At 40.6% G+C, this 24,355-nt stretch carries 19 protein-coding genes, 1 tRNA gene and 1 pseudogene; 11 read left to right on the top strand and 10 right to left on the bottom strand.

What is annotated here, in order from left to right; all coding sequences use genetic code 11:
- Positions 1–623, top strand: a pseudogene (locus BP621_RS07900) (IS1 family transposase); the annotation flags it as partial.
- Between the two features lie 889 nt (positions 624–1,512).
- Here BP621_RS07900 and BP621_RS07895 read toward each other — a convergent pair.
- From BP621_RS07895 to BP621_RS07885, 3 genes are all read right to left on the bottom strand, one after another.
- Positions 1,513–1,583: transfer RNA gene (locus BP621_RS07895), tRNA-Cys, on the bottom strand.
- Between the two features lie 886 nt (positions 1,584–2,469).
- Positions 2,470–2,757, bottom strand: coding sequence for a hypothetical protein (locus BP621_RS07890; protein WP_292388997.1), 288 nt, complete (start codon positions 2,755–2,757; stop codon positions 2,470–2,472).
- Positions 2,758–2,924: 167 nt separating this feature from the next.
- Positions 2,925–4,040 carry an ABC transporter substrate-binding protein gene (locus tag BP621_RS07885; protein ID WP_292388995.1) on the bottom strand — a complete coding sequence of 372 codons (1,116 nt, stop codon included), beginning with the start codon at positions 4,038–4,040 and terminating at the stop codon, positions 2,925–2,927.
- A 518-nt stretch (positions 4,041–4,558) separates the two neighbouring features.
- Here BP621_RS07885 and BP621_RS07880 point away from each other — a divergent pair.
- Both BP621_RS07880 and BP621_RS07875 read left to right on the top strand, forming a co-directional pair.
- Positions 4,559–5,461 (top strand): ABC transporter ATP-binding protein, encoded by a 903-nt coding sequence (locus tag BP621_RS07880; RefSeq protein ID WP_349682059.1) that lies wholly within the window; start codon positions 4,559–4,561, stop codon positions 5,459–5,461.
- Positions 5,461–6,468, top strand: coding sequence for an ABC transporter permease (locus BP621_RS07875; RefSeq protein ID WP_292388994.1), 1,008 nt, complete (start codon positions 5,461–5,463; stop codon positions 6,466–6,468). Before BP621_RS07880 ends, BP621_RS07875 begins: the two co-directional genes overlap by 1 nt.
- Before the next feature lie 303 nt (positions 6,469–6,771).
- On the opposite strand, the gene BP621_RS07870 is transcribed toward BP621_RS07875, so the two are convergent.
- The 3 genes from BP621_RS07870 to BP621_RS07860 form a co-directional block, all read right to left on the bottom strand.
- Positions 6,772–7,146, bottom strand: a complete 375-nt coding sequence (locus BP621_RS07870; RefSeq protein WP_292388993.1) for a DUF1894 domain-containing protein — start codon at positions 7,144–7,146, stop codon at positions 6,772–6,774.
- The gene (locus tag BP621_RS07865; protein WP_292388992.1) at positions 7,143–7,601 is read right to left on the bottom strand and encodes a DUF1890 domain-containing protein; all 459 of its coding nucleotides are present in this window, start codon (positions 7,599–7,601) and stop codon (positions 7,143–7,145) included. Before BP621_RS07865 ends, BP621_RS07870 begins: the two co-directional genes overlap by 4 nt.
- Before the next feature lie 120 nt (positions 7,602–7,721).
- The gene (locus BP621_RS07860; protein ID WP_292388991.1) at positions 7,722–8,000 is read right to left on the bottom strand and encodes a MoaD/ThiS family protein; all 279 of its coding nucleotides are present in this window, start codon (positions 7,998–8,000) and stop codon (positions 7,722–7,724) included.
- A gap of 193 nt (positions 8,001–8,193) precedes the next feature.
- Here BP621_RS07860 and larE point away from each other — a divergent pair, with 193 nt between their 5' ends.
- Complete coding sequence (gene larE, locus BP621_RS07855; RefSeq protein ID WP_292388989.1) at positions 8,194–8,991, top strand: ATP-dependent sacrificial sulfur transferase LarE; 798 nt, start codon at positions 8,194–8,196, stop codon at positions 8,989–8,991.
- A 427-nt stretch (positions 8,992–9,418) separates the two neighbouring features.
- On the opposite strand, the gene cysE is transcribed toward larE, so the two are convergent.
- The 3 genes from cysE to BP621_RS07840 all read right to left on the bottom strand — a co-directional run bounded on the left by cysE (position 9,419) and on the right by BP621_RS07840 (position 12,185).
- A complete protein-coding gene (gene cysE, locus BP621_RS07850; RefSeq protein WP_292388987.1) occupies positions 9,419–10,363 on the bottom strand; it encodes a serine O-acetyltransferase in 945 nt (314 codons plus the stop codon).
- Positions 10,364–10,442: 79 nt separating this feature from the next.
- Entirely contained in the window at positions 10,443–11,369 is a 927-nt protein-coding gene (cysK, locus tag BP621_RS07845; protein ID WP_292388986.1) for a cysteine synthase A, read from the bottom strand.
- A 426-nt stretch (positions 11,370–11,795) separates the two neighbouring features.
- Entirely contained in the window at positions 11,796–12,185 is a 390-nt protein-coding gene (locus BP621_RS07840; RefSeq protein ID WP_292388985.1) for a transcriptional regulator, read from the bottom strand.
- Positions 12,186–12,422: 237 nt separating this feature from the next.
- Here BP621_RS07840 and nifS point away from each other — a divergent pair, with 237 nt between their 5' ends.
- From nifS to BP621_RS07805, 7 genes are all read left to right on the top strand, one after another.
- Complete coding sequence (gene nifS / locus BP621_RS07835; protein WP_292388983.1) at positions 12,423–13,637, top strand: cysteine desulfurase NifS; 1,215 nt, start codon at positions 12,423–12,425, stop codon at positions 13,635–13,637.
- A gap of 117 nt (positions 13,638–13,754) precedes the next feature.
- Positions 13,755–14,144, top strand: coding sequence for a Fe-S cluster assembly scaffold protein NifU (gene nifU, locus BP621_RS07830; RefSeq protein WP_292388981.1), 390 nt, complete (start codon positions 13,755–13,757; stop codon positions 14,142–14,144).
- A gap of 60 nt (positions 14,145–14,204) precedes the next feature.
- Complete coding sequence (locus BP621_RS07825; protein WP_292388980.1) at positions 14,205–14,936, top strand: HesA/MoeB/ThiF family protein; 732 nt, start codon at positions 14,205–14,207, stop codon at positions 14,934–14,936.
- 304 nt (positions 14,937–15,240) lie between these two features.
- Positions 15,241–16,155 carry a quinolinate synthase NadA gene (gene nadA / locus BP621_RS07820; protein WP_292388998.1) on the top strand — a complete coding sequence of 305 codons (915 nt, stop codon included), beginning with the start codon at positions 15,241–15,243 and terminating at the stop codon, positions 16,153–16,155.
- Between the two features lie 360 nt (positions 16,156–16,515).
- Complete coding sequence (locus BP621_RS07815) at positions 16,516–17,859, top strand: O-acetylhomoserine aminocarboxypropyltransferase/cysteine synthase family protein (RefSeq protein WP_292388979.1); 1,344 nt, start codon at positions 16,516–16,518, stop codon at positions 17,857–17,859.
- Between the two features lie 2 nt (positions 17,860–17,861).
- On the top strand, positions 17,862–19,409 hold the full coding sequence (gene metX, locus BP621_RS07810) for a homoserine O-acetyltransferase MetX (RefSeq protein WP_292388977.1): 1,548 nt from the start codon (positions 17,862–17,864) through the stop codon (positions 19,407–19,409).
- Positions 19,410–20,404: 995 nt separating this feature from the next.
- Complete coding sequence (locus tag BP621_RS07805; RefSeq protein WP_292388976.1) at positions 20,405–20,752, top strand: glutamine amidotransferase-related protein; 348 nt, start codon at positions 20,405–20,407, stop codon at positions 20,750–20,752.
- A gap of 303 nt (positions 20,753–21,055) precedes the next feature.
- Here BP621_RS07805 and mprF read toward each other — a convergent pair whose 3' ends face one another.
- Positions 21,056–23,722: a bifunctional lysylphosphatidylglycerol flippase/synthetase MprF gene (gene mprF, locus BP621_RS07800; protein WP_292388975.1), complete on the bottom strand. Its 2,667-nt coding sequence runs from the start codon at positions 23,720–23,722 to the stop codon at positions 21,056–21,058.
- Positions 23,723–24,355: the final 633 nt, after the last annotated feature.

The following is a 24,355-nucleotide window of genomic DNA, read 5'->3' as shown; positions in this document are numbered from 1 at the left end:
GGTAAATGAAGATTTGATGAAATACCTCAACATTTCTAAAGTTGAAATGGATGAATTGTGGGTAATAGTTGAAAAAAAGTTGCGCCAAGAACAGAAAATGAAGATGAAGGAATCTGGATGTGGGTAAGCTTTGCTCCTGAGTCCAGGTTAGTTATTGATTTTATATTGGGACCAAGAAAACAGTATGTTGCAGACGAATTGGTAGAAACTACAGATAAACATCTTTCAGATTCAAAACCTCTTTTCGTTACAGATGGATTAAAATTCTATGCTGAATCTCTTTTGAAAAAATACGGAAGATGGGTAGAGTTTCCAAAAACAGGAAGGAGAGGAAGACCTAAGAAACCAGCAATAATGCCTGATAAAGATTTGAAATACGCTCAGGTCGTCAAAAACAAGAAGGGAAGGATGCTCCAAAAAATGAAAAAAGAGTCATCTTTGGTCAGGATATAGATCAAAGTAAAATATCAACGAGTTTACTTGAAAGACAGAACTTGACTTTTAGACAGGATAATAACAGAATTTCAAGAAAAACAATAGGATCTTCAAAGAAAGTTAAAGGACTATACAACCAAATGAGGTTTTACTGTACTCATTTTCACTTTTGCAGAGATCATAGAGGATGAGCTCATCCCAAAACCAATTTTTATCTTCATATCAATCAAAGTTGCGCTGGTGCACTCCGTTGCAAGCAACGGGGTATGTTCGCGCCACCACTCGAAATTCCGTTAAAGGAAGTAATAACCCTAAACAATTTAGTTTGAGCAGAAGTTAATAACCGAAAAATGGAATTGATAAATTATATAATCATCAACGGTTACCGGGGAAGTTTTCCATCCCCACAGCAAGCTAGAAGGGTATTCGACTGAAATAAAAGTTTAAAAGCCATTTTCGTGATAGGAAACTTATTGGTCATTCGAAATTTGAAAACTCAGAGATTCTTTTTTTGAGTTTTAGGATAAGCTCACGATATAATGCAGGAATGCAAAGGCAAAATGATGACTCGGTAAAGCAATAATACCTAGACTCGAAGAGACGATTTATCCAGAAAAATTCAAGCTAGGTTGAAAAGTCTATTAGCTCATTCCAAAACCAATTTTATTTCCATATCTATAAAAGTTTCAAAGCCGCCTCATTATTGGAAACTCAATTGGTCATTTGGAATGAGCTTTTTAAAAACTGCCCTGCTAGTTTTTCCATAAACAACAGACGTTGCTATTAGCACTCGAATATTTGATCAACATTTCAGACTTACGATTCATCTATTCGTCAGGCACAAGCAGGACAGAACAAATAGAATATGTCATTCAATATTTCACGAGAAAGATGAACACGCTTTCTACCTAGTCGTCCTAAAATTCTGAAATAAGGCTTAATTAGGAAAATAAGGCTTAATTATTTCTCATTCTCAATCAGATAAATCATTAGGACAAGGAATTCTTTTATTTTTTTCTGACACTAGCGTAAAATCTGCTTACATGTATTATTTAATTTTTTTAAGACATGCTCTAAAGCTAAGACCCGGACTCGAACCGGGATGAATGGATCTGCAGTCCACTGCGTAGCCTTTCCGCCATCTCAGCATTCCTTCTCAAGTTCTTTTACTTTTTGAGTCTTCAACTTGTACTCAACATCCAGCAAAAATTCACTATCATAGTATCTATTCCGATTTATCTAGCACTGCGATTCCAAAGTATGTCACAAACCTGACCTCTGAATAGATCCATTGATTAACGGATTTCTGCTAAACAAAGAGCTTATTTTGGAATCCATGTACTAGTATTTTCTAATAAAGTACGGTATGATTTTTTTTCTTTATTGTTTATGAAATATGGGAATTGATATTATTTTTGTGAATTTCTATGGATGTGGATTGTATAAATGATGTTATGTCTGTTTGACACATGCTGGAATTTTACATTAATTTGTTGTGGGTTATGCAAACAATTCTGTGTCTATTATAACTTGAGGTTTCCATATCTAGCTAACCCAGATTATAAATTGCCAAACTAATTACAGCTCTTACAGCTTTCATGTTAACAATTTGTTGTGCATCTACCTAGATTTGAACCTCTTTTCAAAGGTAAGTATCACCTCCCTGATTTTTCTGTTTATATTCTTGGATCCAGTTTTCTTTTTATCCTTAGAGAAAACTCTTAAACCGCATCTCCGAGTGTTCAATCTCCGAATGTTCAGGTTGTAGAGTGAAATTGATCTGCAATTATGTAGCCTTCTATCATTCTACAAACATCAATTCGCAATTGAGAACTAACAATCTACAATATTCATTGTTAGTATTAAAACCCCTTTTTTATGGCAAAAAGTGCCTGAAACTACCTTCAAGAAAACTATTAACTCGGTATCAACCTTATTAGAAAGCTCGATTTTACTCATAAAATTGGAACACAAAAAAGTCTTTATTTTACCAGTGCAAAAAACCTTTTTCAAAGGTTGAAACTCAATCCCGGGTCATCGAGTTACTTTTTGAGAGCTAGTAACGTTCCTGAGAGTTTTGGCATCAGATGTAGAATAATTCGTATCATCCGAAATATTCATGGAAGTATTATCAAAACCACTGCAGCAATCAACAATAGGTGAAGTATAGAAATCCTGTAATCTCCTCGAATCCGATGAGCTATCGGGTTTTAGTAGCATTGAAAAGATGCCTGCAAGCACAAAAATAGCACACAGACACCCGATAAGCAGATATTTTTTGTCCATAAGTTCCTCAGCGATATTCTTGGGTGGTATAATCAAAAAACCAGCAGTTATTTTAAGCTTGATACAAAAAATCAGTATCAGTAAACTGAAGAGTATCTAATCTAAAGAATATTAATACTCTTCATGACTACGACTATATATTCATTTATTTTTAGATTTTTCTTATAAACAATGCTTCTTCTGAATTTATCTGATGATTACGATCACTCATTCATTTTCTTATATTCCGATAGCAGATTCTGATAAAACTGATCATTCGGATTTTCCTTGATCAACTCGTCAAGTGCCTGCTTGTATACTGTACTATCTATATGGTCTTCTACCTTAACATCCGTATCAATGTACCCGCTGCCCTTCATTTGCTGATAATACTCCTCCACACCTTTTTTATTGGGGTCAGGTGATGCATAGAAATAATTATTCCAGGTTGATTTGCGGATTGTATCTTTGTCGACAGTGACATATTTCTGAATATCATCAACGGATTTATTTTGATTTTCGCTGAAAAACTTGTATGCCTTGATCAATCCTTTCTCAAACTTCACATAAGTATCTCTGTCTTTATTCAAGGTCTCGGTCTTTAGCACAATCCGGCAGCATGGGTGATTGTCATAGTATTGATATGAATATGAAGCTATAGCCAGCCCCTGTTTTTGTGCGAGTATTTCAAATGGGATCCACACTATCCCACCATCAGCTTTTCCACTTTCAACTGCCTCAAGTATTACAGTAGGTGAACTTAATTCGAGAAAAGTCACATCCTTTTTCCAGTCTACACCCGCCCTTGACAGTGCAGCCCGGTAGACAGTGTCTCCGCTGGACATCGCAATTGTCGCAATTTTTTTACCTTTCCAGTTATTTAGATCTGAAAGTTCCTTTGAGTTCTCAGGCTTTGCCACCACAAGCTGACCCTCGCTCATTAGGCCGCCGATTATCGTAATAGCTGCTCCCTTTGCAATAAAAGTAGCAGGGGCACCCGTGCCAGCTCCCACTGTATCAATTTTGTCACCAAACAATGCATTATAAGCATCTGGGCCTTTTGTGAACTGGTATAGTTCCACATTTAAGTCTTCTTCAGTCCAAAAACCTTCTTCTTTTGCTATAAAGATAAGCGCGCCCCCGTTTGAAGGCAGGTATCCGTGCCTGATAGTCTTGAGCCTGGAGGCTGAGTTATCAATACTCTGTTCGGTAGGGGTTGAGGTATTCACTTTCTGTGAACTGTCAGAATCCGAAGAGCCTCCCTGGCTCAGCAGGATTACACCAATGCCTGCAAGCACAATTAAAGCAATAAATATCCCGAATATATGTTTTTTATCCATAAGTACCTCCATCGAGTTTCTTCTAGCTGATGCCAAAAAACCATTAACTGAAGTGTCCATAGGATAATGAGAGATTTATACATCCATATTCGAGTAAAAATAGCCTTTAATTATACATAAGCTGTTTAATTCAGGCAAAATTGCCTCATTTTTCGATTTTTATTCGTTCGTTAAGTTGCTTTTGCCGCAAAAAGTTCAAAATAGAGATTTCTCTACCAATAATTGCTTGATTCTCAGCATATAAATTCCTTGTTTTCGTGCTATATCATATCATCTTCGGTTAATGAAGAGTCATAACCCTGAGTTCACTTCCAGAATCGTTTCCTGAAATTTCACAGGTCATTCGTTAAGGCATTCATGAGATTTCTTCGTCACTGGACTGGAATTGTGTATCAATTTCAGGTTATGAGAATAAAATAAGCACAAATAAGAGGTCAACTCAGACACAAAAGCAACAGCCTTCAGTCAAGGTTGTCTCTTAATCTACTAAGTGAGGGATTATATGGTGTATCATATGAATCATAAATCAAACCTATCTCTGGAAAAAGGCTCACATAAAATTTCCTTCCCTTCCAGCTTTAAATTTTTATGGAGGGATCAAGACGGCAACAATTGATCTAAAGAATATCTCGCTGACCTATGGAAATAACGGTACGGGCCATAAAGCCCTATCAGATGTTAACCTGAGCATAGGAAATGGAGAGTTCACTTCTCTGATTGGCCCATCAGGCTGTGGAAAAAGTACGATAATTGATGTAGTCTCAGGACTGCGTTTTCCATCCGAAGGCTCCGTCCTCATAGATGGAGCCCGTGTAAAGGGACCGGGAACTGACCGCGGCACCGTATTTCAGGATTATTCACTCTTTCCCTGGATGACCACGTTTGAAAATATCTGCTTTGCGATTGAACATGCAAAAAATGCTGGGGAACGCAAAGAGATAGAGAAAACGGCACAGAAGTTTCTTGAGCTTGTAGGACTTGGAAAATTCAAGGATGCATATCCAGGCACCCTTTCAGGTGGAATGAGACAGAGGGCTTCAATCGCCAGGATGTTCTCCATGGACCCTAAAGTTTTCCTTATGGACGAACCCTTCGGAGCTCTTGACTCCCTCAACAGAATATATATGCAGGACCTTCTTTTGCATCTCTGGTCCGAAGGAGAGCAGCGCAAAACAGTCCTTTTCGTTACGCATGATATAGACGAAGCTCTTTTGCTTTCAGACAGAGTTGCCATCATGACACCTTCTCCAGGGCGTGTAAAAGAATTAATCAAAGTCCCGTTCCCCCGGCCAAGGCTCCGTAAGGACCTCAGTATTGATCCCAATTATCTTGCTCTTAAGTCACGCCTGCTTTCAATTTTATATGGGGAGACGGTAGAAGAGACCAAAAAGAAGGAAAATGGATTGAGGAGGGTTGTATAATGTCAGAAAATAGTTTTAGCTTAGGTACTGTAATTGGAAGAGGCAACATAATATCTAACAACATCATCAGGTCAGTCGCTGTTTTTGCCATTTTGTTTGCTACTCTTGTTATGACAGTGGGATTTCCAGATTCACCTGAGCAGGCGGTAAGTGACAACAGGGCATTTGTTGTCTTTCTTCTTCTGATTACACTTATATATGTAGCAAAGTTGTATTTTAACTATGAAAAAATTGTTTCGATCACTGATATATTTCTAATCATTTCCCTGGGGTTATTTCTCTGGGAACTGTTTCTTGGAAAACTTGCGCTGCTCGATTCTTTCATCTTTCCAGGTCCTGCGAAGGTTTTCATGGTCTTCCAGACCGACACCAAACAGATGACAGAGGGGATCGCCAGTTCCTTGAGCATACTTTTTTCAGGATATTTTCTTGCTCTTGTCCTTGCAATTCCTATAGGGCTTTATGCCGGCTGGAAAAAAAGGTTGTTTGATGTGGTCTATCCTATTTCAAAAACAGTGTCTCCTATCCCGGCGACTGTATATCTACCTTATTCCATCGTGCTTTTACCAACCTTCAGAGCATCTTCAATCTTCTTAATTTTCATAGGGGCACTCTGGCCTATCCTTGTCGGCTCTGTTAATGGAGTATTTTCAATAGATCCCCGCCTCATCAATTATGCCCGCACACTTGGTCTTTCAGACTACCAGATGATAAGGAAAATTCTTCTGCCAGCTGCACTGCCGTCTATATTTTCCGGTGCAATGATAGGATTGATACTTTCATTTATCACCTTGACCGTGGCTGAAATGATCGCGGCAACATCCGGGCTTGGCTGGTATATCGAGTACTATCATCAGTTTGCAAACTATGACAAGGTGATTGCAGGCATGATCCTTATGATAGTGGTTGTTATAGGGATCATGAACATCTTTGATCGTGTCCAGAAGCACTTTCTGCGCTGGCATCCAGCATATGGAGAAGGGGAAAACTCTGCTTCCTCTCTTTGATTATTCAAAAACGTTGGCTTCTGAAGGATCTTAATTTAAATGTGAAACTCTTAAGATTAATTTGAGATCCTCGTTGTCAATGCCATGTATGCAACATAAATTGATTCCAAAACTATAACAATCTACAAAACCGGGAAAAACAAAGCCCAGCTCACCTGCAAACATAGTTAGAAGAATAAATAAGGTTGATAGGATTCTGTTAAACTCGCCTTTTCTTTATATCGAAATTCCCTTCTTTCTCTATATTGAGAACTTTTTCTGTTATCTATTTCTGTTATCTTGATTATGACCAGCTTTTAGATATTATTCTTTCCAGATATCCTGATAGCTGGCTGCGGGTGCTCTAGTACTTTCAGGAGGTTTACCTTTCTTTAATGAGGCCAGCTCCTTTTCTTTTCCCGATTTCCTGAGCCGATTTATCTCCTTCACACTGTCTTCGTTGGCTATGCTCAGTACAAAGCTTCCGTAGCAGGGTTTTGTATAGGTAAAAATTAGAGCATTTCCTTTGGCCCCCACCGCAACGGGCGGGATCCCTATTATATAGTAGTCCTTGAAGATTTTGTACCCTGGGGATACATAGTAAACCTCGTCCGAATTTTTCTCTATATACTCCCTGGCCTCCTTGAAGCTTGTTCTTTCCAGGTGAATCCTGTACTTCATTTGCTCAATACAACTCATCTGGCTATCTCCTCCATCACCTTATCCAGTTTGTTTTTGAGACGAACAGGGTTGTGAACGTCCTGTGCGACAATCTTTTCACAGTCGAACTCTATAGTTTCGGCCAGAGCCTCGGCGTTCCTGCCAAAGACTATAGAATACATCCTGGCCTGAGAAATGGAACTCATAGTCGTTGCATAGGTCATTCCGGCATCGTTATGCATAAAGGCGAAGCATATGTTGAAATCCGTTCTTTCTTCAATGATATTCTCTATAGTTTTATCGAGATCTACCAGTTTTTTTACATAATAGCCGTCAGAATCTGAGACCTTCAAAAGCTTGCTTGCGGCAGTTGTCCCGGCAACGGTTACATCAAATCCCAGTTTGGTCAGCTTATGGGATAGATACAGGGCAATACTTGTTTGAATTGGGACTTCGGGACATCCCATCATGAGAAGCACATTTGCACCGGTCATAAAAATTTCACCTCTTACATATTTATCTGTAAAAATGGATTACAGGTCAATCCTCAAATTCAACTTTTGCAATTAAGATTCTGTGGAAACTGATATTTTTCTAATATTTTTCGCTAAAGATTATCCTCCTGAAACTGGAGAAAAAAGCGTAACTTCATCCCCTTCTGTAAGTATGAGAGAATCAATGTCTTCTTCGTAAATCCGTGCACCGTTCATCATCAAAACCAAATTACTATGCAGATCTCCGTCCCTGGAAAAAAGCTGGTCTTCGAATTTTCCGGCTCTCTTGCGAAAGGCTTTAAGAAGTTCCCTCATTGAGATACCATCCTGGCACTCAAGAAAGCTGTCCGCTCCTAGAATGTCCTTTATCTGAGCAAAGGTTTTTACTCGAATTTTCATGTTTCCACCGTCAGTATTTACATTTTGTCTCACTTTTGTAATCTGTAATTCTACTTTCATTCTCGTTTTCTAGAGAAAAAGTATTATTACTAATAATGTCCATTCCAGAACATTCACAATTGTGAATGTTCTGAGAAAATTTAATCTTTCCGGTACAGTCAAAAAACTTTACTTAAAAGGTCGGTATTAATCCATGGAAAAAGAAAATGTGCAGGATACATTGCTCAAAGAACTTGCAGGATTAGAGTATTTACTTGTTTCGTATTCAGGAGGAATAGACAGTACTTTGCTTGCATTACTTGCGCAAAAAGTACTTCAGGATAAGGTAAAATGTGTACTTTTTGATGCGCCTCTTGTCCCAAGAAGAGCGGTTGATGAAGCAAAGGAAACCGCACGCAAGTTTAGGTTATCCTGCTCTATAATTCCTTTTCCGATTCTGGAAAATGAAGAGTTCAGGAAAAATAGCTCCAATCGGTGCTACATATGTAAAAAACAATCTGCCAGGATATTAAAAGACCAAGCTGAAGAACTGGGAATTTCAAAAATAGCTGATGGGATTAACGCTTCTGATCTCGATGAATACCGCCCTGGACTTCAGGCAAGTAATGAAGAAGGTATCCTTCATCCCTTTCTCTCGCTTGGAATTCAGAAGAAGCAGATCAGGCAACTAGCTCAGGACTGTGGCTTTGATTTCTGGAACAAACCGTCGGCTTCATGTCTTGTGTCGCGAATTCCATATGGGGAAGAAATCACAGTTGAAAAGCTGCAAATCATAGAACACGCAGAAGATTTGCTGCACGATCTGGGGTTTTCAAATCTACGTGTAAGACTGCATGGCAAAATTGCAAGAATCGAGTTGATACCTGAAGAATTTGAAAAAGCGGTAAACATACGAGATCAAATGTTGGAGGTATTGCAGAACTGTGGCTTTTCTTATATTGCCCTCGATCTTAAAGGATACAGGAGCGGGAGTATGGATGAAGTTTTATGAATCTCGAAGACTGTCTGGCTGACTTTCAAATACCCTGGTACTCCATTATATGGATAGTGCGGCAACAAGCCCTGTTACCAAGCCTCTAATAGCTGAAAGGGACTTTGTCTGATGTCAGGGAACAGCCGAAATAATGCTACTACAAAAGATGTGGGAAACGAAATTGGTTAACTAAAAGTAAGAGAAATCAAAGATGCAGTGAAGATTCCTGTAGTTGCTATTGCGGAACATACAAGGAAAATTGTGAAAGTGATCTTCAAAATGGAGCTGACAGCCTGGTCGCAATTTCTGCAGTTGTGTGCAGTGATGATGTAAAAAGGGAAACTAAATCTTTTATTGATATGGTCCGAAGAATCAAAAAGGCATAAGAAGGCTTATTCTTTCCTCTTTCGCTATTACATACCGAGCTTTCTAAAAAACGTCCATTTTAATGGGTTATTTGTTTTTTGAATAAATCCCCTTTCCAGGGTTCATCAAGAATATTGACATTAACCTTTTCTATCCCGCCCGCACTCAGGACTTTTCGCCTGACCTGATCCTTAAGGTACTCAATCATAGGGCAGGCGCTTGTTGTCAATACGAGGTTTACGTCTACATTTGGCCCATCGACTACAACTTCCTTGACAAGTCCCATTTTGACGATATCCATCCCTACTTCAGGGTCGACTACGTCTTTTAGCAGGGAATAAATTTGCTCATCCTTAAGTAATGTTTCTTGTGGAGCTTTCCTGTGTCCAGAAATTAACTCTTCATGAGCCCTAAATTGCTCTTCCAACCTGCTCAGCCGGTCAAGCATCTGGCTCATCACAGTAAGTACAGGGTCAGGCAGCTTGTTATGATCAAGTTGCCCCACAGAAACCGAGGGTTCTGGTTCTGCAATCTTTGCAGGAACTCCCACGACCGTAGCTCCAGCTGGGACTGGCCGAATCACAACCGAGCCTGCTCCTATTTTAGCGCCTCTTCCAACCGTAATTGGTCCAAGTACGGATGCCCCTGAGCCGATTACCACGTCATTTTCAATAGTAGGATGACGCTTTGTCTTTTCTAGAGCTGTCCCGCCTAATACAACTCCCATATATATCAAAACGTCATCCCCTACCTCAGCAGTTTCTCCTATCACCACTCCGGACCCATGGTCTATGAAAACTCGCCTTCCAAGCTTTGCCCCGGGATGAATTTCAATACCTGTTAACATTCTGGAGATGTGAGAAAGCAGACGGGCCAGAAAATAAAAGTGTCTATTCCACAGCGAATGAGATATCCGATGTACCCAGACAGCGTGCAGGCCCGGATAGCAGCAGATGACCTCAAGCGTAGACCTTGCTGCGGGGTCTTTTTTGAAAACGGTCCTGATATCTTCTCTGATTCCCATTCGAAATCTTCCGGTATTAATTGTTAAATCGGCCGATCAGCCAGCTGTTAGATAAATCGGTCAAACAGTTGCTGATAAATCAGTCAAACAGGTCAGTGCTCAGATAACGCTCTCCCGTATCCGGCAAGATTACAACAATCGTCTTCCCGCTCATTTCTTCCCTGGCTGCGACCTGCAGAGCAGCGTAAGTAGCAGCGCCTGAAGATATGCCTGCAAGGATGCCTTCTTCCTTTGCCAGGCGCCGGGCTGTGACAGCGGCGTTATCTCCTGTAACTTTAATTATCTCATCGACCAGTTCAAGTCGAAGTACGTCAGGAACAAAACCTGCACCGATACCCTGAATCTTATGTGGGCCAGGGCTTCCGCCACTGAGCACGGGAGATTCGGCAGGTTCGACTGCAATCGCCTTGAAAGCCGGTTTCCGTTTTTTGATGACACTGGCAATACCTGTGAGAGTTCCGCCTGTTCCCACACCTGCTACAATGACATCCGCTTTGCCATCCGTATCTCTCCATATTTCTTCGGCCGTCGTTCTACTGTGAATCTCTGGGTTTGCAGGATTTTGGAATTGTTGGGCTATAAAGTAGAGTGAAGGGTCGTCAGCAGCCATTTGCTCGGCTTTATTGACTGCTCCTTTCATTCCTTCCGTTCCAGGAGTCAGAACTAGCTCTGCTCCCAGCGCTTTCAGGAGTTTTCTTCGTTCTACTGTCATTGTTTCTGGCATAACCAGTATGAGCTTATAGCCACGGGCAGCGCAGACGCATGCAAGTCCAATACCTGTGTTGCCGCTGGTAGCTTCAATAACAGTGGTGCCCTTTTTGATTTTTCCTTCAAGTTCGGCTTTTTCAATCATTGCCAGCCCTATTCTGTCCTTCACACTGCCCATAGGATTAAAGGACTCTACTTTAACTAACACATCCGCATGCAGACCTTCTGTTATGCGGTTTAACCTGACAAGAGGCGTATTACCAATTGTCCAGGTTATATCGGAATATATTCGCCCCATATTATCTACCGTCTTTTATAGCCTATTTATTCCAGGTTCTATGTAGTTTTAATTTGATAAAATTATACTATTTACATTATATAATCACATTATATTATAAACTGCCAACATGTGTGTTTTTTCACTCAAACCTTTTTCAGGCCTCATTATAATTTGCCTCATTATAATTTATCAGATGACACTTCAATCCGCCTGAAATTCGGAATTTGAGTGACAAACTGCTTCAACATACAGGCAATTTACAGGAAATTCACAATTGTGAATTAATCTTATGTTAAATATAGTTATCGAGAAGTTTCATTTATTGAAAAGCCATACTTGAGAATTAAGAAAAACCCGATTAATCAAATCAAAAAATACATTGAGCTTAAACAGGATATATAAAAACAGTAGAAAAACCGATAAAAGTCGGCTTTATGTTTCAGATTATTCGTTATCTTCAACTTTACCTTCCGCTTTATCTTCCGTTTTATCATCGGCTTGTGCTTCCGGACCGCAACCGCTGTTGCACTTATTTTCAATCCCTCTGGCACTTACGCAGATATCACAGATTCTTACTACAAAATCAGTGACCTTGTTGTCTATCAAGTCCTGAGCGAGTTTTTCGATCAATTCTTTCGTTTCGCCCTGAAACTCGATTCTGTATCCTCTTTTTCCCGAAATATACTGGGAAACTGCCGATGGGGCAATCCCCAACAACTTTGCCGACATTGCCTGCGACTGTCCTTTTTTTACAAGTTCAATTGCAAGACTGGCTCTTATTGCGGGGACCAGATCCCACACAATCTTCTGACATGGAGTTTCCACAATTACCATCACTTTTTGAGATTTTACAATTGAGAACGAATATATCTTATATACATATAAATTGTTATCATTAAAGAAAATAATAATAAGATGCCCAAATGGATAACAGGAAAAGTAAAAACTTTGAGAGAGCAGCTCGATTTTTAACAATCTCCAAAACTCTCTATAAATAATTAGGGATTTTTCCTGCAGATTCATAATTTCTTCCACGGAATTCTACGATAAAACTTAAATAGTCGCGATGTTATGATTATTCACAATTGTGAAGGTGAAAGTGTGACCATTGAAAACAAGGTTATTTACATGGACAACTCGGCTACAACTCCTGTAAAAAGAGAAGTTGTTGAAGAGATGATTCCCTACATGACCGAGAATTTCGGAAACCCTTCTTCTATCTATGAGATCGGAAAAATTTCAAAACATGCAGTGGATAAAGCAAGAAAAAAGGTTGCTGATGCTCTCGGGGCTGAAGAAAACGAGATATATTTCACATCCGGAGGCACGGAATCTGATAACTGGGCAATTAAGGGGATAGCCTTTGCAAACCGGAATAAAGGAAAACACATAATCACCTCTTCTATCGAACACCACGCAGTCCTGCATACCTGTGCCTGGCTGGAAGGGCAGGGCTTTGAGGTAACATACCTGCCTGTGGACAAATACGGAATGGTATCCCCTGAGGAACTGAAGAAGGCAATTCGAGATGACACCATTCTTATTTCCATAATGCTTGCGAATAACGAAATAGGAACAATCCAGCCTGTAGAGGAAATCGGAAAAATCGCGAAAGAGAATCGAATATACTTCCATACGGATGCAGTACAGGCAATAGGCCATGTTCCTATTGATGTCAAAAAAATGAATATTGACCTTCTTTCACTTTCAGGGCACAAGTTCGAGGGCCCAAAGGGCTGTGGATCACTCTATATTCGAAAAGGGACAAAAATAGATGTCCTTCTGCACGGCGGGGCTCAGGAAAGGAAGCGCAGGGCTGGAACCGAGAATGTCCCTGCTATTGTGGGCCTTGGAAAAGCTATAGAGCTTGCAACAGCCGAAATTGAAGAATCAAATAAAACCCTGCTTGAGCTGAGAGAGCGCCTTATTAAAGGCCTTCTGAAAATCCCGAAAGCGCACCTCAATGGGCATCCAACACAAAGGCTTGCAAATAACGTAAATGTAACATTTGAATACATAGAAGGCGAATCGCTTCTGCTACTACTGAACGCGAAAGGAATTTTTGCATCTACCGGAAGCGCATGTAATTCTTCTTCTCTTGAACCCTCACACGTGCTTACAGCCTGTGGAGTCCCGCACGAAATCGTTCACGGTTCACTCAGGCTTAGCCTTGGAAAGATGAATTCCGAAAAAGATGTGGGCAGGGTACTTGAAGTTCTGCCTGAGATCGTGCAGAGGCTGAGAAATATGTCTCCACTGACTCCGAAAGAGTACAGGACTATTTAAGAGGCAACAGTGAACGATGTTGAAAGAAATGAAGTCATTTTACAAAGTTTTTGAATAATCCTTGAATAATCCGAAAACTGAGATACTGTATTGAAAGATAGCATTGGAGGAGAACTTATGGATTATAGCCTTAAAGTAATGGATCATTTTTCAAACCCAAGAAATATGGGAAGCATTGAGAACAGTGATGGCGTAGGAGAGGTTGGAAACCCGGCGTGTGGAGATATTATGAAAATCTACCTCAAAGTTGAGGATAATCGGATTTCAGACATTAAGTTCCAGACCTTCGGATGTGGAGCTGCGATCGCCTCAAGCAGTATGGCAACTGAAATGATTAAAGGAAAAACCCTGGAAGAGGCTTGGAAACTTTCAAACAAAGCCGTTGCAGAAGCCCTTGACGGACTTCCTCCAATAAAAATGCACTGTTCAATGCTTGCAGAAGAGGCGATCCACGAGGCAATTAATGATTATCTAAAGAAAAAAGGGCTTGAGCCGTGGGATGATTAATCCCGGCTCTTATGACCGATTCTTGGAAACTATAGTACATTGAAATCCCGGAGCATATAAATGGAGAAATATACAGCAGAAAAGTATATCCGGCAGATAATGCTTTTTGGGGAAGAAGGTCAGGAAAAATTAAAAAAAGCAAAAGTGCTTGTTGTCGGAGCAGGTGGGCTGGGGTCTCCGGTTTCCACTTACCTCGCAGTCGCAGGTGTTGGGAAAATAATACTTGCCGATTTTGATTCTGTGGAACTCAGCAACCTCAACAGGCAATTTCTCCATCATGAAAAGGATGTTGGAAGAGAGAAGATCAAATCTGCAGAAGAAAAACTCCTCTCCTTAAATCCGGAAATAAAAGTCGAGACGATCAGGAAAAAAATCACCGATGAGAATGCAGACTCAGTAGTTCCTTCCTGCGACCTGATAATAGACGCACTGGACAATTTTGATACAAGGCACGTGGTGAACAGGCTTGCAGTTGAACGGAATATACCCCTGATTCATGGAGCAGTCTCAGGATATAGGGGTCAAGCAACAACAATAATTCCTGGAAAGACACCATGCCTTTGCTGTATTTTTCCAACTTCCTTTAAGAAAGAAGTCTTTCCGGTACTTGGAACAACTCCTGGAGTAATAGGCTCCATCCAGGCTAATGAAGCAATTAAATATCTGACAGGGCAGGGAGAGCTTCTGGAAAATCGCCTTTTGTTATGGGATGGTCTTTCATGCTCTTTCAGTGAACTGAAGGTTAATAAAACCAAAAATTGTCCGGTCTGTGGAATTAATAAAAGAAAATGAAGTTATCCACGAATTTATCATTCATTTGTCTTTTATTGGCTCCTTAATTTTATCATTTGTCCTTGATTCATTCCTTTAATTCGTTATTTGTCCTCCATTGATCCTTAAATTAGCCATCAGTCCTTCACTAACTGTTTAAATTCCCCATTAGCCTTCCATTAATTCCTTAAATTTAAAAATAAGCTACTTGTCCAGTCTTTATGGTACTGGCATCGAGCAAAACCAAGAAATAGGGAAAAAGTTTTTTGCAGGCTATTCCTTCAGTATGAGGAACACTCACTGCAATATAAGGAATAAGATTGTTATGGAAAACGAGTTAATTATAGAAGAGATAAAAAGACTTAAAACCGAAAGGAATGCAGTAATCCTTTCCCACTTTTACACTCGAAGTGAAGTTCAGGAAGTTGCGGATTTTGTCGGAGATTCCCTTTCCCTTTGCAAAGCCGCAGTTAATTCAAAAGCCGATGTCATCGTTTTTGCAGGCGTTCACTTTATGGCAGAATCGGCAGCAATAATTTCTCCTCAAAAGACAGTCCTCTTACCCGTACCCGATGCAGGCTGCCCCATGGCAGATATGGTCACTGTGGATTCTCTGCGGGATGCAAAAGAAAAACATCCTGAAGCCGCAGTCATATGCTATGTAAACAGCTCGGCGGCCGTAAAAGCCGAATCCGATATCTGCTGCACATCGGCAAATGCGATAAATGTGGTAAATTCAATTGAAGACCAGGAGATTATATTTGTTCCGGACAAAAACCTGGGAGCTTTTGTATCCCTTCATACCGATAAGAAGATACATCTCTGGCCCGGATTTTGCCATGTTCATGATAATATCAGTGAGGAAAATATACAGGAATTGAAAAAACTGCATCCTGATGCCGAATTTCTTGCACATCCAGAATGTAGGCCTGAAGTCCTGAACTTTGCAGACCGGACTCTTAGCACCTCAGGAATTATAAGAGAGGTTGGAAGTTCAGGTTCCACGGAATTCATAATAGGAACCGAAAGGGAAATTGTCAGAAACCTGAAAAGAAAATATCCGGATAAGAAATTCTATCCTGCCTCAGAGAAGACTTTCTGCTATAACATGAAAAAAATTACCCTTGAGTCTATCCTGAATAGCCTGCAGAATATGGAATATGAAATCCATGTCCCGGAGTATATAAGGGTGAAAGCCAGAAAAGCCCTGGACAGGATGCTTGAGATCAGCGGAAATTGAGGTAGAGAAAGGGAAGGGGAAAGGGCTTCAAAGTCTTTTCAATTACTTTTTTTACAAAAGCACTCTGATTATTACCCTCCGTAATACTTATTTATATATCATTGAGCTTCTCTTATTATTAGCGATAATTATTTATACTAGCGTCACAATTGTGAAGACGTGGTTGTGATCGTGACCATATGTAAAAAGAGCGCGGGTGTCAGGATGGCAGAGAGGCTATGCCTCCGGCTGCAACCCGGAGATACGTGAGTTCGATTCTCACTCCTGACTCTTCAAAATCGTTGAAATGAAACAGAATAGAAAGACGCTGAGAAATAGTTGGCGGGATAGCAGAAAAATCTAGTCTTGAGGTAAGATAAGATGACGGATGAAAACAGAAATTTGAATGAAAAAGAGTGTAAGGAAAATAAGGAATGTTGTACAAAAAAGAAATTTGAGAGCCTTGGAGTTTCTACCCTTGCCGTGCACGCAGGCGCAAGACCTGATCCGGCTACAGGAGCAAGGTCAGTTCCGATTTATCAGACCGCAGCGTATGTATTTAAGGACGCTGAGGAAGCTGCCGACCTTTTTGGGCTCAGGAAAGAAGGAAATATTTATACCCGCCTTATGAACCCTACAACCGATGTCTTTGAGAAAAGGATAGCTGCCCTTGAAGGAGGCATAGGCGCCCTTGCAGTAGCATCAGGAATGGCTGCGATTACAACCGCACTTCTCACCTTTACAAGGTCCGGAGACGAGATTGTTTCAGGGGATAAGCTTTACGGAGGAACCTACGAGCTTTTCAATTATACTTTCCCCAAGCTAGGAAGAACCGTGAAATTCGTAGATGTTGGTAAGCCCGAAGAATTCAAAAATGCGATCTCTGAAAAAACAAAAGCCTTTTATGTAGAATCGATAGGGAATCCAGGGCTTAACATTCCTGATTTTGAAAAACTTGCAGAGATTGCCCATGCCGCAGGAATTCCCCTTGTCGTGGATAATACGGTTTCTCCCCTGATCTTTAGGCCAATTGAACACGGGGTAGATATAGTCGTATATTCCGCAACAAAATTCATTGGCGGCCATGGAACTTCCATAGGAGGGGTAATTGTCGACTCTGGAAACTTTGGCTGGAATCCTGAAAAGTTTCCTGAGATTTGTGAGCCTGATCCCGGATATCACGGCATGAAATATAAGGAAGCCTTTGGGAAGGCTGCTTTTATTGCAAAAGCCAGGGTGCAGTTCATCAGGGATACCGGGGCCTGCATTTCTCCTTTTAATTCATTCCTGTTTACCCTGGGGCTTGAAACTCTGCCGCTCAGAATGAAAAAACACTGTGACAACGCCCTGGAGATTGCCAGATTCCTGGAAAAGCATCCGAAAGTTTCCTGGGTTTCGTATCCTGGGCTTGAATCCCATGGCAGCCATGAACTTGCAAAGAAATACCTTAAATCAGGGTATGGTGCACTAATAGGCTTTGGGATCAAGGGTGGAACTAGAGAATGCAAAAAGTTTATCGAAGGGCTTGAGATCTTTTCCCACCTTGCAAATATCGGGGATGCAAAAAGCCTTGTTATCCATCCGGCTTCAACTACCCATGAGCAGCTATCAAAGGAAGAGCAGGCAGCCTGCGGGGTAACCGAAGACTTTATCAGGCTTTCCATAGGAATTGAGGATGCAAAGGACCTGATTTTTGATATCGAGCAGGCACTCTCCGAGGTCTGAGTATGGAGATTTCAACCCAGATTCCTTCCTTTAAAAACTTTTTTTCGGGAAAAAAAGGCCAGAATCTTGGGATAGTCCGTTCAATGAACTATGAAATCCCCGGGATTTTCAGGCTTGAGAGCGGAAAGACTCTCTCCCGCGTCAGGATAGAGTATGAGATGTATGGGAAGATGAACCCGGATAAGAGCAATGTTATCCTGATCTGCCATGCCCTTACAGGTGATGCCCACGCTGCCGGGTTTCATACAGGCGACAAAAAGCCGGGCTGGTGGAACATTGTAATCGGCCCGAATAAGGCCTTTGACACGGAAAGATACTGCATCATTTGTTCAAACATAATCGGGGGTTGTAAAGGTTCTACAGGCCCATCTTCCATTAACCCTGAAACCGGAAAGCCCTATGGTATCTCATTTCCTGTAATTACTATCGTGGATATGGTAAATGCCCAGAAGAAACTTGTCGAGCACCTGGGAGTAAAACAGCTTTTTGCAGTTGCAGGCGGTTCAATGGGCGGAATGCAGGTTCTTCAGTGGACTGTCAGCTACCCTGAAATGGTTAAAAAAGCTATTGCAATTGCAACAACCGCATCCTCAACCCCACAGCAAATCGCATTCGGGGCAATCGGCCGAAAAGCCATAACCGATGACCCGAAATGGAACGGGGGAAACTATTACGGGAAAGAAATCCCTGCACAGGGCCTGGCCCTTGCTCGCATGATAGGTCACATTACATACTTAAGCGATGCTTCGATGCAAAAGAAGTTCGGAAGAGACCAGCAGGAAAAAGCAGGCCCGGATCTGCCGAAAATCTCTTCGGAGACCTTCCCTGATCGTTTCTCAAATTTTCAGGTTGAAAGCTATCTGAATCACCAGGGAAGTACTTTTACGAAGCGTTTTGATGCCAATTCCTATCTTTATATTACAAAAGCCGTGGATTTCTTTGATCTTTCAAAGAACGACTCTCTTATAGAGGGTCTTTCCGGAGTTACTGCGAAATACCTTGTGATTTCCATAACCTCAGACTGGCTCTATCCTCCCTATCAATCTCAGGAAATCGTATCTGCGCTTACTGCAAACGGGGTTGATGCCAAATACGAGGAAATCAGGTCTCAGTACGGACATGACGCTTTTTTACTTGAAGAAGGACAGCTCAACTACCTTATAAGGGGCTTTCTCTCACAGATTCTTGTAGGCGATATCATGTACCAGAATTTCTATTCGGTTTCCAGAAGCGAAACGATAGAAAACGCCTCAACCCTTATGGTAAAAAAGAGAGTAAACCATCTGCCTGTTATATCCGAGGATGGAAAACTTGAGGGCATAGTTACTTCCTGGGATATTACAAAAGCCGTTGCCTGCAAAATCAACAAACTGGATGAGATAATTACCCGCGACGTGAAATACGTATTCTCAGGCGATAAAATCGAGACCGCCTCTTCAATAATGGAAAATTATTTGATTTCTGCGCTTCCTGTGATCGATTCTGAAAACCGAGTTATAGGTATGGTTACGAGTGAAAGCATAAGTGCGCTTATTGGAAGGTTCAGTTAACTCAGGAAGGTTCAGTTAACTCAGGAGGGTTCAATTAACTGTCAGAAAACTGGGTTGAAAGGCTAAATACCATCCGCCATAAAATTTTTAAATTCACTTTTGAGCTGAAAACGAAGATACTTTCTTTTAATTGATTTATACTATTCCAGAGCAGCCTGAATAAGTCTCCCGTCGTTATTATCCCGCGCAAATACGCGGCTGGAACCGGTGACCTTAGACTAAATAAAAATGTAATCATCAGATACCCTGCAAAAATGAAATTAAAAATATCAACAATTTTATATTTAATAAATTTCTTGGCAATTTACCGAAAACTGGGAAAAAGCGTTATTCTAAATTTGACCCTGCAAGGCTAATGAGCCTTTTTTCAGGTTTGATCCATCGCATCCATTGTCGAATTTTTTTTATCTTTTTTATATTCTTTCTTTTTTAGAGATCTTACTTAAGGCTATCAAAAGTGTTAAGACAAATATTACAGCAAGGAATGTTATGTTTGCGGAGCTGCTTAAATCTGAATAGTTATTGACAAAAGCAGCAGTGAGAGCATAGTTGTTCCCAATACGTAGTCCGTAGTAAGCTGCCTCTGTAAATAATGCTATAAGTGATACTAAAACTGCTATCAAAAAACTGCGTATTATAGTGTCAAACTTCATTCTTGATCAGCTTTATAACTGCACTCTGAAATATAAATAAGTTTATTCCGGCAGAATACCCTCTGAATTTTTCTGATGGGTTTTAAACTTCTCACGAGGTGCAGAAAATTAAAAGGGATACGAGATTTTTGTCCGCACCCGACGCGGGTGGAACGGACCGTCTTCGATTAAAAGGAAATAAATGCAAAAGTCGGACGCTCAGTAAAGTTTTGAATGAATTAAGTGTAAATATTAAGTTGAAAAAATATAACGGATCTCTTATAAAAATCCACGTCCTCCAGCACTCCTCTACAAACACTCTCGACACCATTGAAGAATACGCAAAAACTAAAAGCTACGGGTTTGAATCAACCCGTTTTTACGAAACGAAATCCTCCCAAACTTGATTCCTTTAACCTTCTTATCATCATGGGCGGGCCGATAGGAGTTTATGGTTATAACGAAAATCCCTGGCTAAAAGAAGAAAAAGCTTTTATCAAGCAGGCGATCGAAGCAGGAAAAACGATACTGAGGATCTACCTTGGCACTCAGTTGCTTGCCGACATCCTCGGGGCTCGCTTTTATAAAAAGAGTCACATGGAAATGGGCTGGTTTCCGATAAAGGCGTCCGGGAACAAGAATAAACTGGAATTTCTTAAAGGTCTTGCCGGACGAGATCATTGTTTTTCACTGGCACGGCGGAACTTTTGACCTGCTGGCAGGGACAGTTCAGTTTTTTGAAAGTGAGGGCTGTAAGAATCAGGGATTTATCTATAATGTCAGGGTTGTAGCGCTTCAATTTCACTATGAGGTGATGAAGAAAGAATTCAGTCTTTATTAGAGAGGTTTGGAGAAGGAATGGCAAATGGACCGTTTGTGCAGAAAAAAGAGGAAATGCTCGGGAATAGAGAATATCTGGCTGCCATAAAGGAATTTGATTTTTTTAATTCTAGATAACTTTTAAAAATCATTCAAAGATTATACCACTATTCAGCCATTCAGTCGGCAGAAGACTCAGGTAAGTTCTTCAGACAGCTTTTCTGGAGCCTGATACCCTATGTGGCTTGCTGCTCGTTTATTTCCTTTTGAGAAAATCCCTTTCACTCCTCCTGAGATCAGTGCTGCAATATCTTTCAAGACAAGACCCTGTTTGAACCCTTTGGGAAGAGCAATATATCTCGGGCTCCAGACAGGGTTGAATTTCTCTTTAAAATCCCGTAGTCCTTTATAATTATAAAAGTGTTCTCCATGGGTAAAAATTAAAGATCCGATTTTGTGCCAGACCGGTGCAAACTGCCGCGTTTCAAGCCCTGAAAGGGGAGCCATTCCAAGCGAAAAACGTTTGTATCCTTTTTCTTTTCCCCAGAGCATGAGCTTGACAAAAAGATATTCCATTGTCCTGTCCGGGGCATCGGGGCTATGGCGCATCAGGTCAACACTGATTTCTTCATTATCCGCGCCTTTCCAGATGTTTGCAAAAGCAACGATCTCGGTTTCGTTTCTTACAAGGGCAATCGGAAAATTGCTCAGGTATTTCCCGTCAAAAAAGCCAATTGAAAATCGCTTTTCTTTTCCGGCTTTCATTTGCAGCCAGGCATCCGAAATCCGTTTGAATTCGGGCATAAGGCCAGGAACTGCTTCTTCAGAGACAATTTCAAACCAGTATCCTCTTTTCTCCACATTCCTTATGGTATAACGGAAATCTTTGCTTGCACTTCCTTCTAGGGTAAAAGCCTCAAGGGAAACTTTCGCCTCTTCTCCGATTTTTATAAGGGTCAGTCCAAGGTCAAGATAAACCGGAATGTATTTTTCGCTCACCTCATAGAAAGCAGCCCTGCCCTGGTGTAGCTTGCTCGTTTCATAAAAGTCCCAGATCAGCTCTTTTGCTTGACTGCTGGTTCCAACGATATCTCCCATTGCAACCCAAGTTTTTCCGGAAACTCCGTACATCAAGAAAGCCTGCTTTTGATCATCGAAAAGCAGGTATTTGTCCCCGGTAAACACCAGGTTTCCAGCCGTTTCCTGACTCTGGTTAATAATTCTTTTTGCAAGCTCCATATCCTCTGTCCCTGGCATGTCAATGTCCCTGGAAAAGGGGCTCAGCATTTTTGCCATTCCAAAAACAAGAAGCAGCATGAAAGCTCCGACTGTAGCCCTTAAAAAGCTGGAGGCCTGGGAATTAATTCCGAACTGCCACCAGAGTTCATTTGAATATTCCACTTTACGGTATGAAAAAAATCCAAGCCATACGAAGCTTACGAAGACCAGGGTTATTGCAATTATATTACTCCTACTAAAAGACTGATGCATAAGCGAAGACTTTCTGTAAAAATATTTCCTGCAGGGAAGCAAAAAGAAAAACAGAATAAAAAGAACTGCAGCTTCATGGTAATCAAAATCTTTCAGGAGGGCAAAAATCCCGCCCATCAAAAGTACGGCAAGAGAAAGAATATAGGCTCCATCAATTCTTTTCCAGAGACCGTTTGCTAGGAGCAGGAGTAATACCCCCATAATGCTTCCAAAAAGCCTGGAGGCTTCGATTAAGGGAAGAGGAATAATGTAATTGAGGTTGTGCAGGTACCTTGGATCTGAAGGCAGAGCTCCGGAAAGGAGGAGGGAAACTCCTCCAAGGAAAACAAGAATTGAAAACACCTGAGGTGTTAGTTCGAATAGGCTTGAATACGTAGCTTTCTCAATTTTCCTCAGGAATTCATCTCTTTCTTGATATTCATAGAATATGAGAGCCAGCAACCCAAATAGAAAAGGCACGAAATAGTAAATTGTCCTGAAAAGGAGAAGCGGTCTAATTATATCGACAGTACCGAAATACGGTTCCAGCATAAACAACATCAGGGTTTCAAAAACCCCTAGCCCGCCCGGAACAGTACTTATCAGCCCTATAATCTGCGCAAGTGCAAAGAACACAAGGACATGAAGCAGGGTAAGATGTGGATTTGAAGGCAAAAGGAAATAGATAATACTTCCCGAAAGCAGGTAATCTACTGATGATAAGCCAAGCTGCAAGAACGCTATTTTCGGTTCAGGGACCCTGATCTGGTACCCTTTTGCCCTGAAGTTCAATCTCCTGAACGAGAAAATGAAATAAACAGCAACGCCCAGCAGTAATAGAATTCCGACAATGTTTAACGGGACAGGAATCTCGGGCACGTAATCCGACAACTTCACAGGATAAAATGTGAAGAGCAAGCCTCCGACAAAGCAAAATCCAATCCAGAAGGTGAGAATGCAAAAAATTATAATTTCCCAGATCTGGCGTAAATTCAGTCCGTTTCTTGAGTACAACCTGTATCTCAGGGAACTTCCTGTCAGGATGTTAAAACCAACACTATAACTTATGGACGTGCTGATAAAAGAGGCCCTGGCAGTCTGCCTATAAGGCATGGGGTGATTAATGTGACGAACTGCCAGGTAATCATAACCTGTTAAAGCAAGATAACTCAAGAAAGTTAAAAAGAATGCAAGCTCTATATGGCTCAGTGGAATGCTGGTAATACTCTTGAAGACATACATTGAGTGCAAATGACGTATCTGTCTTTCCAGGGTCCACAAAGCCAGGGAAAATATAATCACTGGCAGAAGGTAGCCTGCAAGCTTCTCTATTTTAAGGGTTTTTTCTCGCATACTTCCTTTGTCTGTCATTGAGATCAACGTTTTTTTCATTTAACTTTTTATTTTCTCAGTTAGCTTTTTTATTTTTTTCACACAATTCTCTATTAATTTTCTAATAAACTTTTTATTGATTCTCATTTAACTCTTTATTAATTATGTCTTAGGCGGCTGAAACGAGAAATCGATAGCGTTAAACCTTTAACCGTCTAAACTCATGTTTAGCTATAACGTCTATTGTGTTTGGTTTTGTATATGAAGTGCGTAAGCTTATTAATTCCTTATTTAACTCTTTTTAAGTTTTTTTATTTAATCCTTTTTAATTACCGATTTAACTCTTTTTTAATTTCTTCTTCTAATAGACAAGGTTATTCCCTTAAAATATATACATATCGGCTCTAATTCTAGGAAAATTCTCAAATACATTTGTTTTGAGTTAGATGATTTATTCAGTTGCCTATTGCAGAAGAGTTAAATAAAGATAAATGAAAAAGTAAAAGAAGAGGTAAATTGTTAACCGCACGGGAAAAGCTAAGAACAAAAATAAGAGTACTGTTTTCTTATCGTTCCAGTTTCCCTTATCTTACCGTATTTAGTTTCTTTTATCACTGATTCTTTGCGTGCCTTATAAATATAGATTGAATCAGGTAATTTAAACAAAATAAGATTTAATTACAACTTAATGCG

The organism is Methanosarcina sp. UBA5, assembly GCF_002505485.1.
Lineage (GTDB): Archaea > Halobacteriota > Methanosarcinia > Methanosarcinales > Methanosarcinaceae > Methanosarcina.
Note: the sequence above shows the minus strand (reverse complement) of the source record. Positions and strands in the feature narration are given on the sequence as shown.